The organism is Prosthecobacter sp. (assembly GCF_044232965.1).
Classification (GTDB): Bacteria; Verrucomicrobiota; Verrucomicrobiia; order Verrucomicrobiales; family Verrucomicrobiaceae; genus Prosthecobacter.
The window spans coordinates 22,644-38,802 of sequence record NZ_JBIIKX010000029.1; the positions used below are offsets into that span (position 1 = coordinate 22,644).

Genomic DNA, 16,159 nt, shown 5'->3' on the forward strand with positions numbered 1-16,159 from the left:
GGGGGTGGATAGGAACTTCCTTGCCATCCGATTTCATTCATGGGTCGTGGGTGATTTGAAGACTGAGTGGACCGTTTTCACAAACGCTTCGGTTTCACGGGCGATGACGGTGATAGTCCTCGGGCGAGGTTGCTGAATCGAGCGTGGAAGGCCTTCATGACTTTTGAAGCCTCGGCGGAGGGCATGCGGGCGAGATTGCGGAACTCGAGCGGGTCTTTTTCATGATCGTAGAGTTCGAGGCCGTTTGCGCCTTCGTTCCACTCGGTGTAGCGCCAGCGTTCGGTGCGGAGGGTGCGGCCCATGATTTGAGTGGGGAGGCGGTCATCGGCGGGGCGGAGGATTTGGGTGATGGCGATGCTGTCCCAGGTTTGGGTGGGATCATTCAAAAGAGGGAGCAGGCTCTTTCCGTCGAGTTGGGGAGGTGTGAGTGAGGCGAGGTCGGCGAGGGTGGGGTAGATGTCGATGAACTCGACGATGCGCGGGCAGGCGTGGCCGTTTCCTTTGGCGGCGGGGGCGCGGATGATGAGCGGGGCGCGGGCGCTTTGTTCAAAGAGAGTGCGCTTTTGCCAGATGCCGAGATGCTCGCCGAGGTGATAGCCGTGATCGCTCCAAAGGACGACGATGGTGTTGTCGGTGAGTTGGAGTCGATCAAGCGCATCGAGCACGCGGCCGATCTGGGCATCGACGAAGGAAACGCTGGCGCGGTAGGCCTGCAGGGCTTGGCGGCAGGTGAGGTCGTCGAGGCCGTAGTGCGGTGTGGGGTTGTTGTGGGCGAAAGCGGCTGCGGGGATGTCACTGCGGTCGTCGGCGGGGGCTTCGGGGAGGCGGATGGAGTCGAGCGGATGCAGGTCGAAGTATTTCTTCGGCGCGACGAAAGGCGTGTGTGGTCGGAAGAAGCCGACGCCGAGGAAGAAAGGCTCGTCGCGATGCTTTTCGAGAAGCTGGATGGCCTCGGTGGCGATCATGCCGTCGGTTTGTTCCTCGTCGTTACCGTCGGCAGCGAGCCAACTCAGCGCGGCGCTGACGGGTTTTTGCGGTGTGGGATTGGTGATGAGCTTTTCGTCGGTGACATCGCGACCTTTCGGATTCACGACGAGCTGCCACGAGGGTTTGTCGTCGAGGCCGTCGGTGCCGATGCCGTTGGGGACATCGTAGTGGTAGATTTTGCCGACGCGGGCAGTGAACCAGCCGTTTTGACGGAAGAGCTGCGGCAGCGTGACGACATCGGGCAAAGCGTCACGGAAATGGCGGTCGAGGTCATAGACCTGCGTGGCATCGGGCCGGCGGCCGGTGAGCACGGAGGCGCGGCTGGGATTGCAGAGCGGGATTTGATTGTAGGCGCGGTCAAAGCGCACGCCGCTGGCTGAGAGTCGGTCGATGTGCGGTGTGTGTGTGCAGTCGTTCGCGAGATCGTCGATGGCGATGAACAAGATGTTCGGCTTCGCCGATAAGGACGAAACCAACATGAGGAGTGAGGAAAGGATGAGCGACCTCATGCTTTCCAAAGGTCTTCGCCGTAGCTCCAGCCGTCGCGGACGGGTTCTTTGATCCAGGTGTCGAATTCGGGGGCGTTTTTGACTTTCATGGCGGCGGCGTCCCATTCGATGGTTTTGCCGCTGCGGATGGCGAGGACGCCGACGTTGACGAGTTCGGTCAATGGGCACGCGTAGTCGAAGTTGGAGCCTGCGTGCGGGATTTCGCCGCGGATGGCCTCGAAGAGCTCGCCGATGGGGTCGGCGGTTTTGGAGCGTGGCAGTGGCTTGCGGCGCAAGATGTCGATGAGCGGCGTCATGCGCTCGCGGGGCCAGAGTTGCGGGCTTTGCACGCGCATGCCGTCGGAGAAGAGCGTTTCTTTGCTGCCCTTCATGATCATGCCGTTGGTCGGCAGCGGCTTGTCCATGCCAGCGAGGCGCTCGGGCTGCAAACCGCCTTCATACCAGTGAATCTGCACGGGTGGCAAAGCACCACGCGCGGCAAAATGGAAGATGATGTGCGAACGAGGCGCGGTGTAGGTTTTCAGGGTGCCGGGCTCTTGTTTGACGACTTCGACCTTCTCCGGCATGCCGAGTTGCAAGGCCCAAAACGGCGCGTCGAGGCAATGGCAGCCGATGTCGCCGAGCCCGCCGCAACCGTAGTCCCACCAGCCGCGCCAGCGCTGCGGTAGAAATTGCGAAGAGTAGTCACGCGTGGCCACCGGCCCTTGCCAGAGATCCCAGTTCACGCCTTCAGGCAGCGGTTCGGATGCCGGTGCGACCACCGGCTGCGGATCGAGGAATCCGGCGTGGCCAAACGGACGATCGGTCCAGCAATGCACTTCCTTCACCTCGCCGAGCACACCGGCCTCGAACCATTCTTTGACGAGGCGGATGCCTTCCCAGCAGTGGCCTTGATTGCCCATGACGGTCTGCACGCCGTATTTCTGCGCGGCCTTGTGCAGCGTGCGCACCTGCCAGATGTTGTGGGCGAGCGGCTTCTGCACAAAGACGTGCTTCTTCGCCTGCATCGCGGCCATGGCGGCGGCGAAGTGGGTGTGATCCGGCGTGGAGATGAGCACGGCGTCGATCTCGTTGCCCTTCTTGTCGAGCATCTCGCGGAAGTCGGTGAACTTCGGCACGTTCGGATGCTCCTTGGCGATGGCACCGGCGCTGCGCTTGTCTGTGTCACGCCAATCGACATCGCAAAACGCGACGATCTCCTCTTTGAGCGAGCCTTTGACCGCGCCGGTGCCCATGTTGCCAATGCCGACGCAGGCGACGCGGATTTTTTGTTTTGTGTTTTGAGCGCGAAGGATGTTCGGCGCGGCGATGGCACCGAACGCAGCGGTTTGGAGAAAGTGGCGGCGGGTTTGCATGAGAGCGCAGGAAACGCGGATTCGCGGCCCACATTGCGCGGGGAGCGGAGAACTCGCGTCAATTTCAGAGCTGCCACGTTGACGCTAAGCGTCTCCCGCCGCACTTCTCGGGCATGCCACGCCAAACGCGTCCTACCTCCGCCGATGAGAGCGCAGCCGATCTTTTCGCGGCCTCGCTGTCCTCGGCGACGCGGCGTTTTCTCGGCTGGGATCGTCCGTTGGTGCGTGCAGTGGTGGAACATGTCGCGGCAGGCTGGAGCGGCACGGGCGCGCTCGATTTGAGCGACTGGCTGATCATCGTTCCGACACGCAACGCCAGCCGCAGGCTGCGCGAGGCGCTGGCTGTGCATGCGGCGAAAAAAAACGCCGCCGTGCTGCCACCACGCGTGGTGACGCCGGATTTCCTCACCTCGCCCGAGCATGCGCCGGAGATGAAACCCGCCGGTTCGCTGGAAACACGGCTCATCTGGGCGGCGGAGCTGCTGCGCATCGACTTGAACGCGCATCGCAACGTGTTCCCGGTCGATCCCGTCGAGCGTGGCTTCACCTGGGCGCTGAAATCAGCGGGCGACCTGCTCGAAGTGCGCGAGACGCTGAATGAAAAAGGTCTCAGTCTCGCCGATGTGGCCCGCTTGTTGGAACATTCTGAGATGGAGCCGGAGCGCTGGCGTGATCTGGCCAGCATCGAGCGCCATTGCGTGATCGCGACAGAGGAACGTGGCTTCTCCGACTGGCAGGCCACGCGCCGTCGAGCCGCTGCGTTTGGCAAGCCACCCGCGGGCATCACACGCGTGGTGATGGCCGGTGTGCTCGATCCTTCATCGCTGGCCGTGGAAGCGCTGCAACACTGGTCCCGACTTTTGCCCGTCGAAGTGCTTGTTTACGCGCCGGAGGCAACGCATCGAGATGCTTTCGATCTCTGGGGCCGTCCCGTGGCCGAGACATGGCTCACGCGCCCCATCGACATCCCGACGCCCGAGACGACGATTCATCAAGGCGGCACACCTGCCGAGCAGGCAGAGGCCGCGGTCGAGTTGCTCGCATCTTACGACGAACCCGGCGCAGTCGCGGCCATCGGCGTGGCTGATGTAGAAATCACCGCGCCGCTGGAAAAGGCGCTCGCCGCGCGTGAGATCGGCGCGTTTGACCCCGCAGGCCGTCGCATGGGCACGCATGGCGTGTTTCACCTGCTGCGCATCGTTTCACAGCTCGCGGCGACACGTTCGTTCCGAGCCGTGGCGGAATTCATCCGCTGTCCCGATGTGGCGGAGACGATCCGCCGCCGAGTCGAGGATCAATCAGGCGCGAAGCCTTCCTTGAAGCAGCTTCTTGATAATCTCGACACACTCGCAGTCACATCGCTACCAGACACGCTCGATGACGCGCTCGAACTAGCCCCGCGTGTCTTCAGCGATCCGAAAAAAACGAGCGCCGTGCCTGCGGGCCTCATGTGGATCGACAGCGTGCTCAAATCCCTCTCCGCACCGGACTTCGGCGCCGCGCTCACCGAATTCCTCGGCGATGTCTTCGCCGCGCGTCGCTTCCGCAGTGAAAATCCGCAGGACGCGGTCTTCGCCGCCATCGCGGATCAAGTAAGCGAGGTGCTCGACACGCTCGACGGACCTGCGGCGCATCTGTTTCCCGGCGGACTCGATCCCGCGCATCGCCTGGAGCTGCTGCTGCTCGCGCTGGGAGATCAAATTTTCTATCCCGAACGCCAGGCGTGTGACATCGACCTGCAAGGCTGGCTGGAGTTGCTCTGGGAGGACGCGCCGCATCTCATCATCACCGGCATGAACGACGGCAAGGCACCCGAGGCCATCATCGGCCACACCTTCCTGCCTGACTCCGCAAGGCGGGCTCTCGGCCTGCGGAATAACGACACACGCTTCGCCCGCGACGCCTGCCTCATGACCACGCTCATCGAGTCGCGTCGTCACAACGGCGGGCGCGTCGATTTCATCTTCGGCCGCACCGGCTCGGCGGAGGAGCCGCTGCGCCCCTCGCGCCTGTTGTTTCAATGCGCCGACGCCGACCTGCCCGCACGCACGCTGCATTTCTTCAACAAGCCGCCGCGCCGCGCCGATCCCATGCCGTGGCAGCTCGCCTGGCGTCTGCGCCCGCAGCCGCTGCCGGATGACAACAGCGTCTTCCACAAGCTGCGCGTCACGCAGTTCCGCGACTACCTGCAATGCCCGTTCCGCTTTTACCTGCGCCACGGCCTGCGCATGAGCGAGATCGACGCCACGCGCACGGAGATGGACGCGATGGAGTTCGGCAGCTTGCTACACGGCGTGCTGGAAACCTTCGCGCAAGACCCCGATGCGATCGTTTTGACCGACCCGCAAAAAATCCGCGCCGCGTTTCACGCCATCCTCGACCGCCGCCTGCACGGCATCTACGGCGCGCGTCTCACCGTGCCCGTGACCATTCAACGCGAGTCCGCGAGGCAACGCCTCGGCTGGTGGGCGGAAAAGGAAGCGGAACAACGGCTGCAAGGCTGGCAGATCGTCGCCGCCGAGACGCGCATCAGCCCGGAGGATGATCCGTGGACGCTCGCTGGCATGACCATCAACGGCACCGTGGACCGCGTGGAGCGTCACGCGCAGCTCGGCGTGCGCTTGATCGATTTCAAAACCCGCTCCGCCTTCGACGTGCAGAAAAAGATGCGCAAGACGGTCGAGAACTACCACCTCACGCCGCTGAAGCGCGGCGAGGATCCGGAGAGCCATCCCGCGTGGTCGCTGGTGACGGGCGGCGACGGCACTGCATCGCGCTGGGTCGATCTGCAACTGCCGCTTTACCGTCTGGCGATGGAGCGCCGCTTTCCTGGCGAAAAAATCACCACCGCGCATGTCACGCTCAGCAAGACAAAGCCTGAGATCGGTCTCGACGAATGGTCCGGTCTCGACGGTCCGCTTCTCGACAGCGCCCGTGCCTGTGCCGAGGGCGTCATCACCGCCATCCGCAACCGCGCCTTCTGGCCACCGACTGAAAAACTGCCGTATGGCGATGATTTTGGCGCTCTCTTCTTCGGTGAGCCGCTTGAAGCGGTCGATCCGGGTCTTTTGGCACCCCTCTGATCTGCGCATGTGTCCGCCGCTGCGAGGAACACGCGTGGCGCTCGTATTAGCAGGCATGCTTCGCCTCGCCCTCCTCTTTTTCGCCACCGCCGCTCTCGCTGAAGACTGGCCGCAGTTCATGTTCAACGCCGCGCACAGCGGCAACGCGGCCCAGATCGACCTGGATGTCGGAAAACTCGGCCTGCAAGGCGCGGTGGCGATGACGGATGGCATCTACACCTCGCCCGTGGTCGCGGGTGGCAAGGTGTATGTCGTCGATGGCTCGGGCTGCGCGGCTTGTTTCGACACAGCGACGCTGAAGGAGGTCTGGCGCTTTCAAAGCAAGGGCGGCAAGCAAAACGTGAACAACGTCTCCTCACCGGCCATCGCGGGCAAACACCTGCACTTCGGCACCACGGCGGGCCTTTACTATGTGCTGGATCGCGAGACGGGCGCGGTGGTGAAGGAGATCGACTGCGGCGAGCCGATCTTCAGCACGCCGGTCGTGGCGAAGGACCGCGTGTATGTCGCCACACTCGGCGCACAGGTGCTGGCGCTCACGTTTGAAGGCCAGCAGCAGTGGAAGTGGGATTTTGTGAAGGAAGTCGTCGGCTTTGATGGCAATCGCTGGAGCGGCGAGTCCTGGGCCGCGTTTTGCGAGAAACGCATGCTAGCGACACTCAAACCCGGCACCAAACCCACCTCCAGCGACGGTCGCGTGAACTGGAAGGACCATTTTGTGTGCTCGCGTGACATCTGCCTCATCAAAGGCAACGTCGTCGTTGTTCCCGCCGGTGGCAGAACGCTCTTCCTCGAAGACACGGGTGCCGCGCCGAAGCTGAAGGCCACGGGTGAGATCCCCGAGTGGTCCGGCAAAGAATACCCGGCCACCTTCGGCCAGAGCGCCGATGACGAGGGCAATGTCTATGTGCAATGGCACCGCCGCGACAACGCAGGCCGCGTGGACATCATGCGCCTCAATGGCGACACGCTGAAAACCGGCGACTTCGTCGCAGGCACCGACACCAACATCCGCATGGACGGCCTGCTGAGCTTTTCGCCGGTGGCGATTCGCGGGAGCGAGGTGTTTCGCGTGAAGCCGGAGAGCGGGCGTGGATTGATCCGGCATGACATGAGCACGAAGGAGTCGAAACCGCTCAGCGGCGCGGGTGCCATTGCGCCGCCTGTGATCACGAAGAGGCATGCGATCTTTGGAGATTTAAACGGCAAGCTTCATTTCGCACCCTTGGACGGTGGAAAGACTCGTGAGCATGTCCTCAGCGATGGTGCGATCACTGCTCCGGCAGCCATTGCCGATGGAATCGTGTTTGTTGGGTCGGAAGATGGGCGTCTTTATCGTCTCAATCCGATGCTCAAAGCTGAACTCGTGCGGAGAGCACCGAACAGCATTCCCACGATCCGCTCCCCGCTCACCGGCAAGCTCGCCGACGCGAAATACGACTGGTACACGAACTACGGCAACTTCGCAGGCCAGAACTCGAACAACCAGGACCTCAAGCCGCCGCTGCGCATGCGCTGGGCGCGGCGCCTGGAAGGCACGGTGAAGCATCTGCCGGTCTGTGGCGGCGGACGGCTCTACACGCACACCGCCGAGGGCCAGATCATCGCGTGTGAGCAGGACACCGGCCGTCTGCTGTGGCGGCGCTGGTGGCCGGATGTGTATTTGAGCTTCACCTCACCGCTCTACATCGACGGGAAGCTTCTCATTCCGCAGGCAGGCATGAAGAAGTCGTTTGTGCGCTGTCTCGATGCCGCGACGGGCAACATGCTGTGGGAAGCCCCCTTCACCGGCAGCCCAAGCTGGAGCCGGCAGTTCCCACCGGTGGTCGCGGGCAAGATCGCGATCTATGCGAGCGGTTCCGGCGATTATGCGCCGCAGGGCAGCGAGAAGCCCTACACTTTTGGCGGTGAGCCCGTCGTCCCAAAAGACGGCAGCGAGGTGATGAGCTTCATCTACTCGAATGACAATCCGTATTATCCGAAGAATCATCACCCTCGCGTGTGGGCCTGGGATTTGGAAACGGGCAAGGTCGTGTGGGAGAAGGATTTTTATGACCAGGGTCGCGGCGGCAACGACTGCGGCATCTGCATTCTCGACGGCAAGCTCTACTACAGCGTCTTCTTCGGTTACGACGCCGATCAGCGCGCCCGGCGCGGACTTCCCGTGAAAAACAACGGCCTCACCTGCTGCATCGACCCCAAGACCGGGAACATCCTTTGGCAGACCAACGACTACTACGTCACCGCCAAATGCACGCTCAGCGCCCGAGATGGAAAGCTCTACATCGGCGGCTTCAACCGTGCGCAGCAAGGCACCGACGACCGCTTCGTCTGGTGTCTCGATGCGAACACCGGCAAGCTCGTCTGGAAGTCCGACGCCGTGACCTCTGCGCTCAATGTCGTGAGCGTAGGCGAGCGCTTCATGTTCTCCAACGCCCTGCGCGGCAAAGGCAACATATTCGACCGCGAGACCGGCAAGGTGACCTTCAGCATTCTCACCAACTACGCCTGCTGCCGCTTTACCATGAGCGAGCCGTATGTGCTCGGCGCGAACATGGACATGATCGACCTCAGCCAGGACGGCAAACTCGTCTCCACCGGCCCCGCAATTGATTCGCGCGAGTGCTTGGGCGCTGTGGTGAGCAATGGGCGCATCTTTTATACTTCGCAGGCGAGTGGCTTCGTCGTGTCGCAGACCTATGGGCCGGAGTCGAAGGATCTGCCGCCTGCGTGGGAGGTGCGACAGTAAAGTAGCCATCTCGCTCCGCCGAGATGAGCTCATCGCTCCCGCTGACACGAATCGGGATCGATGTTCGGCTCGTGTTTGAATTTGTCATGCGCTCTTCTCATCTCGCGGAGCGAGATGGCTACTGTACCCAGCGGATGCACGAGGCCATCGGCACCTCGACTGGCTCACCATGCGCAGTGATCGCGCCGCTCGCGGCTTCGATCTTGAACACCACGACATTGTTCCCCGGCATGTTCGCGCACAGCAGCCACTTCCCGTCTGGCGTCACAAGCAGGTTCTGAGGCCCCTTGCCGCCGCTGGGTTGGATGGCGAGCAGTGTGAGTGTGCCATCGTCGGCGATGCGGTAGCTGGCGAGGCTGTCGTGGCCGCGATTGGTGCCGTAGAGATATTTTCCGTCCGGGGTGATCTTCAGATCGGCGGTGTAACTCTTGCCGGTGAAGTCGGCAGGTAGCGTGGCGATGGTTTGTTTCTCCTTCAGTGTGCCGTCTGCGGCGCTCCAGTCGAAAACGGTGATCGCGTTGGCGAGTTCATTGATGGCATACACGAGCTTGCCGTTCGGATGGAAGGTAAGATGTCGAGGGCCGCTGCCGGGCGTGAGTTTGGCGAAGGGCTGGGCGTCGTTGGGAGCGAGTTTTGCCGTCGCGGCATCGAGCGTGTAGATCATGATCTTGTCAATGCCGAGATCAGCAGCGAGGGCGTGCTTGTTGTCCGGGCTGATGACAAAACAGTGCGCGTTCGGGCCTTTCTGCCGCTGCGGATCGGCACTGGAGCCGCTGTGCTGGAAAAACGAGGCCGCCTCGCCGAGCGAGCCGTCGCTCTTCACCGGCAGCGAGGCGACGCTGCCGCTGCTGTAATTCGCGACGAGCACGGACTTGCCCGTGGCATCGACATCGAGGTAGCAGGAGGCCGTGCCGCGTGCGGATTGATGATTCAGGCGCTTCAGTCGGCCAGTGCGGCCTTCGAGGGCAAAGGCGGCCACGTTTTCGTCCTCATCACCGCCGAACTTCTCCGCGTCGATGGCGTAGAGGAATCGCTTGTCCGGCGACACGGCGATGAAAAACGGGTTCTGGATGTTCGTCGTTCGATGCAGCGGCTTGAGCGCGCCTTTCTCCGAATCGAAGGTGAAGGCGTGAATGCCCGCTTTGTCGCCAGAGGCGAAGGCGGTGACAAAAACGAGCGGCTCGGCAGAAAATGAAGATGAAGCAAGCAAGGCGATCAAAAAGTGGCGCATGATGCCCAAACGCCGGTCAAACCCGCCCCTTACGCGGTTCAACACAATGCGTGACACCGAACTCGACGCGTAGTCCGTTTAAGACCGTCGCTTCCGGCGGGAAAACCAGCGTGCGATCAGCCAGCCTTTGAGCAGCAAGGCCACCATGCCGGCCACGACGATCATCCCCAACAACCGCCGGGACTCATCGTCCTTGCTCGCGGTGTCCGCGCCGGTGATCACCACCGTTTCGATCACTTCCTTGCTCGCCACGGGTGTCCAATCTGCGGCCATGAGCAAGTCGATGCCTGGATTCTGCTCCTTGATCTCGCAGGAGCATGCGCCGCAGAGGTAAGCCGCAGTTTCAAGCAGGTTGTCCGCGTGAATGCCCTTGCCGATCAGCGGTTCCAGCGCCCGTCCACGACCGAACACTGGAAACACCATCGGTTCCTTGTCATAATCACCCAGATCCGGCTCGGCATGCATCAGCATGGCGATCAGCGTCGCCTCCTCCGCATTCTGCCGGCTCACACGCATCGTGGAAAACTCAATCTTCAGCGGCAGATCGGATTGCAGCACATCGGCGTTCTCGCGACGCTTGGTCGGATCGTTCGCCTCGTCCTGAGTGATGACGCCCTCGGGCAGTTTCAATCGTTCCTGGGCGGCCTTCATCGACTCCCCGAGCGTGGCGAAGGCGGCCGCGTCTTTGGCCGCATCACCAGACTCCAGCAGCACCCAGACGGCGGTCTGTCCGCCAAGCAACCGCCTTCTCAACTCAGCCCGGGCCGGAGAATCCAGAAGCGCGAGGGCATTCGCCTGGGTCAGGTCCGACTGCCAGATCGGCTGGTGCGCATCATCGTTGCGCTTGAGCGGGCTATGCAAAGCCAGCGATGATTTTTCGGCGGGCGGTTTGATCTCGATCTCCAGATTCGCCGGAGTCTTCGGATGCCGCAGATGTTCGACGATCTCTTGTTCACCGGCGCTCAACCCTCCCCTGCCCGGCGTGATGATCAGTGAATAAGGCGCGGGCTCCCAGCGTTCGAGCGCGTAACGAAAGACCGGCACCTGACAGGCATGAGCTGCATTTCCAAGGAGCGCCATCAACGCAACCACCCGGAGGCCGCGATGGCGGGTCAGGCCGATGAAGCCGCGCTGATGATTGGTCAAGGTCATGGCGGAGTTCTCACTCACCCTGCAAGGCAAACCAGGCCCGCATCTGGTAGCTGCAATGGCATTTCGATGAGCCGTCCGGCACCAGGACGAGGCCGGAGGCGGGGATGGCGTTGATCCAGCAACTGGGGCGGATGCCGCCGTAGTTTTCGGTGCCGGCCTTGCGGGTGAGATCGACGTAGCCGAGCGTGGCGCTGCGGAAGAGCATGAGGTTCTTGCTGGCGGCGATCTGCGTGCCCCAGATGTCGTAAATGTGATTACCTACATTATCATTCATAGTCTTATGGTCCTACGGGAATTTCGAGTCTGAAACTGTTTTGAATCTGCGATGTCCATTTATCCGATACTCCCGCACGAATGGCAAATTCAGGCCAACGTTTCACTGCCTCGACCACTTCCTCCAGCAGCAGCGCCGCACGTCCGCGTTTCAACATGGAACTCTTTTCACAGGCTTTGAAGTCGGCCTTGGTGAAGCCATCGCGTTTGCCATTCACGGTCATTTGATGACTGGCGGTCCACTCGCCCGATGGATTGTGGCTGTAGGCGACATCAAATGCGGGCGAGAGACTCCAGTGGCCCTTTTTGTCCATGAGGAAGGCGATGTTCTTCACATGATCGTCCTGGTTGCGGGCGACGATGTTGAAGAGCATGCGACGGAATTGCTCCTCGGCGCTTTCCGCTGGCATTTCGAGCTGGTGAATGACCAGCATGGCCTGCTCGTAGGCGTGCGCTCCGGCTTGATTGAAGTCGAGATGCGCCATGGCACCGAGTGACTGCATGTGGATTTTTTTGCCGGTGGCGTTGCGGTCAAAGCGTCGCGTCATGAAGTGGCGGCGGCCATTTTCCTCCAGCAGCCGGCTTTCGCTCATGCTGATGCCTGCCGCCTTTGCCATGAGGTAATAGGCGTATTCGATAGCACCGAAACCTTTCGGATCCTCGAGTTCCTTGTCCTTGTTGCCGCTCACGCCGTCGAATTTCAGCAGCCAGTACTCGAAGCCGTCACTGGCCTCAATTTGGCCGGAACGCACCTCGTTGGTCTCGCGGTTCCAGGCGATCACCGCCTTTGCCCGCGCACCGCCTGCGGAGGTGCCGACCCGCAGAATGTCGTTGAGTGCCTGCTCGCGTTTACTGTCAGCAAAACTGCCCTCCAAACCGAGCCGGTTCTGCAAAACCTCGGAGGCCAGCTTCACAAGCGAATCAATCTCGATCCTATGCGCCTTGCGTGGCCGAGGGCCGAGCACTGGCGAGAATTCCAAGGCTCCCATGCCGCGCGTGCCGGTGTAGCAAAGCCGCTCGACGGCATTAAAGCTTTGGGGCGTGCGTCCCTGCGTGGCCAGCCAAGCATTGATCAAGGCATTGCCGAACTTGTCCGGCAGCGAATCAGCAAGCAACCCGGGCAATCCATGAAACGTTTCCCCCGGCAATTGGGGAAAGCCATACACTTTCTTGCTCAAAGGCATCATCAGAGGAGCAACCTGTATACCGCTGGCAGCAAATTCAGAATCATACTGAAACTCCCCTATTTCACGATGCTCGCCCAATGCCACAGCCCCAATGACACGTCCCCAAAGTTTGACTTCTGCAATCATGACTCATCCCCCCATTGCCATGCTGTAGGTTTGGCATCCTGGTTCTTTTTGGAAGATGCACGCTGACGTTTCTTCCCATGCATTCGCAGTTGTTCCATGGGGCCTGGACTGACCTCCGGCATAAGCAAATCAAGTTTCTCGAGTAAACCAAGAGCTCGCAGGACTCTCACGAAACCAGCAAGATTTGCCGTCACCTCTCCTGCCTCCAAGCGCTCCACGCGGCGCTTGGCCACTTTAGCTTCCTTAGCGAGTTTCTGCTGCGTCCATTCGCGCTCCAAGCGCACCATGGCTAGCCGTTGGCCGAAGCTCTTGAGAAAAGCCTCATCTGTTAGCTTTGTTGGCGAGATCATATTTCGCCAAAAATGGCGAATAAAATGCATATTTTCAACTAATTCGTCAATAATGGCGAATTAGTTAGAATGTGTTCTAATCGCCAATAATGGCGATTAGATGGTTTATTTGATATTAATTCGCCAATTTTGGCGAATTGTAAATAACATTTTACTCACCCTGCAAGGCAAACCAAGCCCGCATCTGGTAGCTGCAATGGCATTTCGATGAGCCGTCCGGCACCAGGACGAGGCCGGAGGCGGGGATGGCATTGATCCAGCAACTGGGGCGGATGCCGCCGTAGTTTTCGGTGCCGGCCTTGCGGGTGAGATCGACGTAGCCGAGCGTGGCGCTGCGGAAGAGCATGAGGTTCTTGCTGGCTGCGATCTGACCGCAGCCATAAGAGCGCTGAAACTCCCATTCGACTGGCGAGCCGGTTTTGAGGTCCCACGCGCCGCCTTGAGCATAGATCGTGGCGTCGTTGATGAGCGGACGGGTTTGATACTTGCCGTCCTGATCCCACAAACGCTTCCCGGTGGCGATGTCGAAGCCCGCGAGGCGTCCGCCAACCTCAGAGGGCAGCTCGAAGAAGTTATGCCGCACGGCCTTGTAGTTCATGAGCAGCACGCCGTGCTTCGCGCTGACGGCGACCTGCGTGCCCCAGATGTCGTCTTTGTTTTCCCACAAGATTTTGCCGGTGGCGGAGTCGAGCGCGATCAAGGTGCCCGAAGGCACCTGGCTGTGCGTGAGCTTCGGCGCGGCCTTGCCTTCGCGTTTGGGATTGGTGACGCGGTCCGCCTCGACGATGGGGCGGTCGATCAAATAAACGCGCTCGCCGGCGATGGCGACGCTGTTGTGGCGGATGGAGCCCTTGGGTTCATATTTCCATTTCACCGCGCCGGTGGCGGGGTCCATGGCGAAGAACAGCACAGACTCTGTGCGCAGATTCGTGAGCTGGTAGCGCGGACTGACGTTGTGCGCGGCGTTTTCGACGGAGCCAAAGAGCAGGCCGTTTTCAAAGGCGAGGTAGCCCCAGTTCCGATTCGCGGCATCGGCCGCGACGGGCGTGGCGAATTCGCGCACGAGCTTGCCGGTGGCGAGTTCGATGCGCAGGCAGCGCGTACCGCTTTTGACATAAACGGAGTCGCCGCCGATGCAGAACGGCCCGCCGGTGTCGCCAATGCCGACGTCGTGGTGGATGCCGTCGAAGTCGATGAGCAGGTTCTTCACGTCGAACTCCCACAGCTTGCGCCCGTTGTAGGCGTCGAGGCAGCAGAGGCCGTTCACCCCGCTGGTGACCATGTACCCCTGCGAAATGAGCGGAGCAGGGCCTTGCCCGTGGCGGTTGGCGACCTCGAACTCGACATCGCGGAACCAGAACATGGAGAGCTTGCCCTTCACGAGTTCGTCATCGGAGCAGAGCGTGTTCGCGGCACTGCCGTTCTGATGTGTCCAGCTTCCAGCACCCGTCGGAGCGCTGGCTTTTTCGAGCTTCAAACTGTCGCGATGGCAAATGAGACCGCTGTAAGGCCGGCGGATGCGGCGCATCTCAGCCTGCACCGCCTTGCTGCTAGCGAGCTTCGCATCTTGCGGGGCAACGATGAGATTCGCGAACTGTTTGGGAAACTGCGTGGCATCCAGCGGCGCGACGTGAACACTGATGCGCGTGCCATACAATCCCGCGTTTGCGATCCGCAGCCGCGCATCAGCCGCGAGTTTCTTGTTCGGCTCCACCACCGCGATGTTCAGGTCCGACTGCTGAGCGAGCGCCAGCGCCAGATCACCGCGCCCGGCTCCAAGCAGCACCGCATAGCCGCCTTTGATCGCAGCGGCATCGAGAATGGCCTTCGCCTCCGCGACGGCTTTGTCATCCAGCTTCTCCACTGCCGCAGGAGACGCGGGCACAGGCAGCGGCGCGGGATTGCCATCGAAGAAATAGACGACGCCCTTGTCCGTGGTGGCGACGACGCGGCCGTTGCCTGCGGCGAGGCCAAGCACGCGGCCTTCGACCTTTTGCTTCCACCATTCCGTACGCTGGCCGTTGTAGTCGATGGCGCTGATCTGCCCGTCAAAGCCGATCACGGCTTCGGGACCGGTGATGATGAACTCCAGCACTTCTTTTTCGAACGGCGTAAGCTTGTCCTGCACGAGCGTGCGCACGATGGATGCGGTGCCTTTGCGGTCGATCTTTTCCACGTCCTTCCAGCGATAGGTCGCCAGCGAGCGCCCCTCCGCGCGCACCACGCCGCCGGGAATCGCCACTGCCGAGCCCATGCCGAGCTGCGAGGTCATGTCTCCCGTCTTCACATCAAAAAGGCAGCCCGCATTGAGGAAGCTCGATTCCGTGAGCACCGTGCGCGTGCCGCCACGCTGCTGGTTCTTTTGCAGGTGGTAGTAGCGCAGTTTGCCATCGCCTCGTTCGAACACCGCCGGCACCGCGCGGCCGGTGGGCACTATTAAAGACGTGCCCGTGGCCAGCAGGTAACCCTGCGGTGCCACACCGCTGTCCGCCTCGGCTCCACCGTGTGGTTGCGCCATGTGAAGGCCGCCGGTCTCGCTGTTGTGCCAGACGGGCTTGCCCGTGGCCGCGTCCAGCGCGTGAAGAAAGACACCATCACTCGGCCAGATGCCCCCTGAGTAATACACCTTGTCATCTACCACCACCGGACCACCGCGAGCCGGCCAGTGCGAGATCATGCGTTCATTTCCCAGCACGCGCTGCGGGCCCGGGCCGGCGCGGTGCTTCCAGAGCACCTTGCCATCGCTCAACGCGAGCGCGTAGAGATGCCCGTCATCACTCGCCGCAAACACACGGTCCTTCCACGCCGCCGGCGCGAAGCGAACCGGCCCCTCGCTGAAAAAGCGCCAGCGAATGCGCCCGGTCATCGCATCCAGCGCATACACCTGATCATCCGCCGAACTGCCGAAGAGCACGAGATCTCCCACAATGATCGGCTGAAACGCCAGATCATACTCCATGCGGTCCGAAGTCGGCCATGCGGGCTTCGTTGCGGCGGGCAAACGAAACTCCCAGCGCTGCCGAAGCTGGTTCGGGATCGTCTCCGCCGAGTAACCACTGCGTGAGGCATCACCACGATAGGTGGGCCAGTCGGCGGCTGACAACGAAGAGGTGAGAAGGCAGAAAAGAAGCGGGCGCATCATGGGAAGGCAGACCAA

At 61.5% G+C, this 16,159-nt stretch carries 10 protein-coding genes; 2 read left to right on the forward strand and 8 right to left on the reverse strand.

All coding sequences use genetic code 11. The features are described 5' to 3' along the window. Positions 1-77: 77 nt before the first annotated feature. Positions 78-1,496 carry a sulfatase gene (locus ACILSI_RS13680; protein WP_395722446.1) on the reverse strand — a complete coding sequence of 473 codons (1,419 nt, stop codon included), beginning with the start codon at positions 1,494-1,496 and terminating at the stop codon, positions 78-80. Then, positions 1,493-2,851: a Gfo/Idh/MocA family oxidoreductase gene (locus ACILSI_RS13685; RefSeq protein WP_395722447.1), complete on the reverse strand. Its 1,359-nt coding sequence runs from the start codon at positions 2,849-2,851 to the stop codon at positions 1,493-1,495. The genes ACILSI_RS13680 and ACILSI_RS13685 overlap by 4 nt, the downstream gene beginning before the upstream one ends. Positions 2,852-2,964: 113 nt before the next feature. On the opposite strand from ACILSI_RS13685, the gene ACILSI_RS13690 reads away from it, so the two are divergent. Both ACILSI_RS13690 and ACILSI_RS13695 read left to right on the forward strand, forming a co-directional pair. Then, on the forward strand, positions 2,965-5,934 hold the full coding sequence (locus ACILSI_RS13690; RefSeq protein WP_395722448.1) for a PD-(D/E)XK nuclease family protein: 2,970 nt from the start codon (positions 2,965-2,967) through the stop codon (positions 5,932-5,934). A gap of 55 nt (positions 5,935-5,989) precedes the next feature. Next, positions 5,990-8,683, forward strand: a complete 2,694-nt coding sequence (locus tag ACILSI_RS13695; RefSeq protein ID WP_395722449.1) for a PQQ-binding-like beta-propeller repeat protein — start codon at positions 5,990-5,992, stop codon at positions 8,681-8,683. A 118-nt stretch (positions 8,684-8,801) separates the two neighbouring features. On the opposite strand, the gene ACILSI_RS13700 is transcribed toward ACILSI_RS13695, so the two are convergent. The 6 genes from ACILSI_RS13700 to ACILSI_RS13725 all read right to left on the reverse strand — a co-directional run bounded on the left by ACILSI_RS13700 (position 8,802) and on the right by ACILSI_RS13725 (position 16,144). Beyond that, complete coding sequence (locus ACILSI_RS13700; RefSeq protein WP_395722450.1) at positions 8,802-9,914, reverse strand: lactonase family protein; 1,113 nt, start codon at positions 9,912-9,914, stop codon at positions 8,802-8,804. Positions 9,915-9,992: 78 nt separating this feature from the next. After that, positions 9,993-11,066, reverse strand: coding sequence for a hypothetical protein (locus tag ACILSI_RS13705; protein ID WP_395722451.1), 1,074 nt, complete (start codon positions 11,064-11,066; stop codon positions 9,993-9,995). A gap of 10 nt (positions 11,067-11,076) precedes the next feature. Further along, entirely contained in the window at positions 11,077-11,340 is a 264-nt protein-coding gene (locus ACILSI_RS13710; protein WP_395722452.1) for a hypothetical protein, read from the reverse strand. A 4-nt stretch (positions 11,341-11,344) separates the two neighbouring features. Then, entirely contained in the window at positions 11,345-12,652 is a 1,308-nt protein-coding gene (locus ACILSI_RS13715; protein ID WP_395722453.1) for a type II toxin-antitoxin system HipA family toxin, read from the reverse strand. After that, positions 12,649-13,032 carry a helix-turn-helix domain-containing protein gene (locus ACILSI_RS13720; RefSeq protein WP_395722454.1) on the reverse strand — a complete coding sequence of 128 codons (384 nt, stop codon included), beginning with the start codon at positions 13,030-13,032 and terminating at the stop codon, positions 12,649-12,651. Before ACILSI_RS13720 ends, ACILSI_RS13715 begins: the two co-directional genes overlap by 4 nt. 121 nt (positions 13,033-13,153) lie before the next feature. Continuing rightward, positions 13,154-16,144 carry a PQQ-binding-like beta-propeller repeat protein gene (locus ACILSI_RS13725; RefSeq protein ID WP_395722455.1) on the reverse strand — a complete coding sequence of 997 codons (2,991 nt, stop codon included), beginning with the start codon at positions 16,142-16,144 and terminating at the stop codon, positions 13,154-13,156. Between the last annotated feature and the right edge of the window lie 15 nt (positions 16,145-16,159).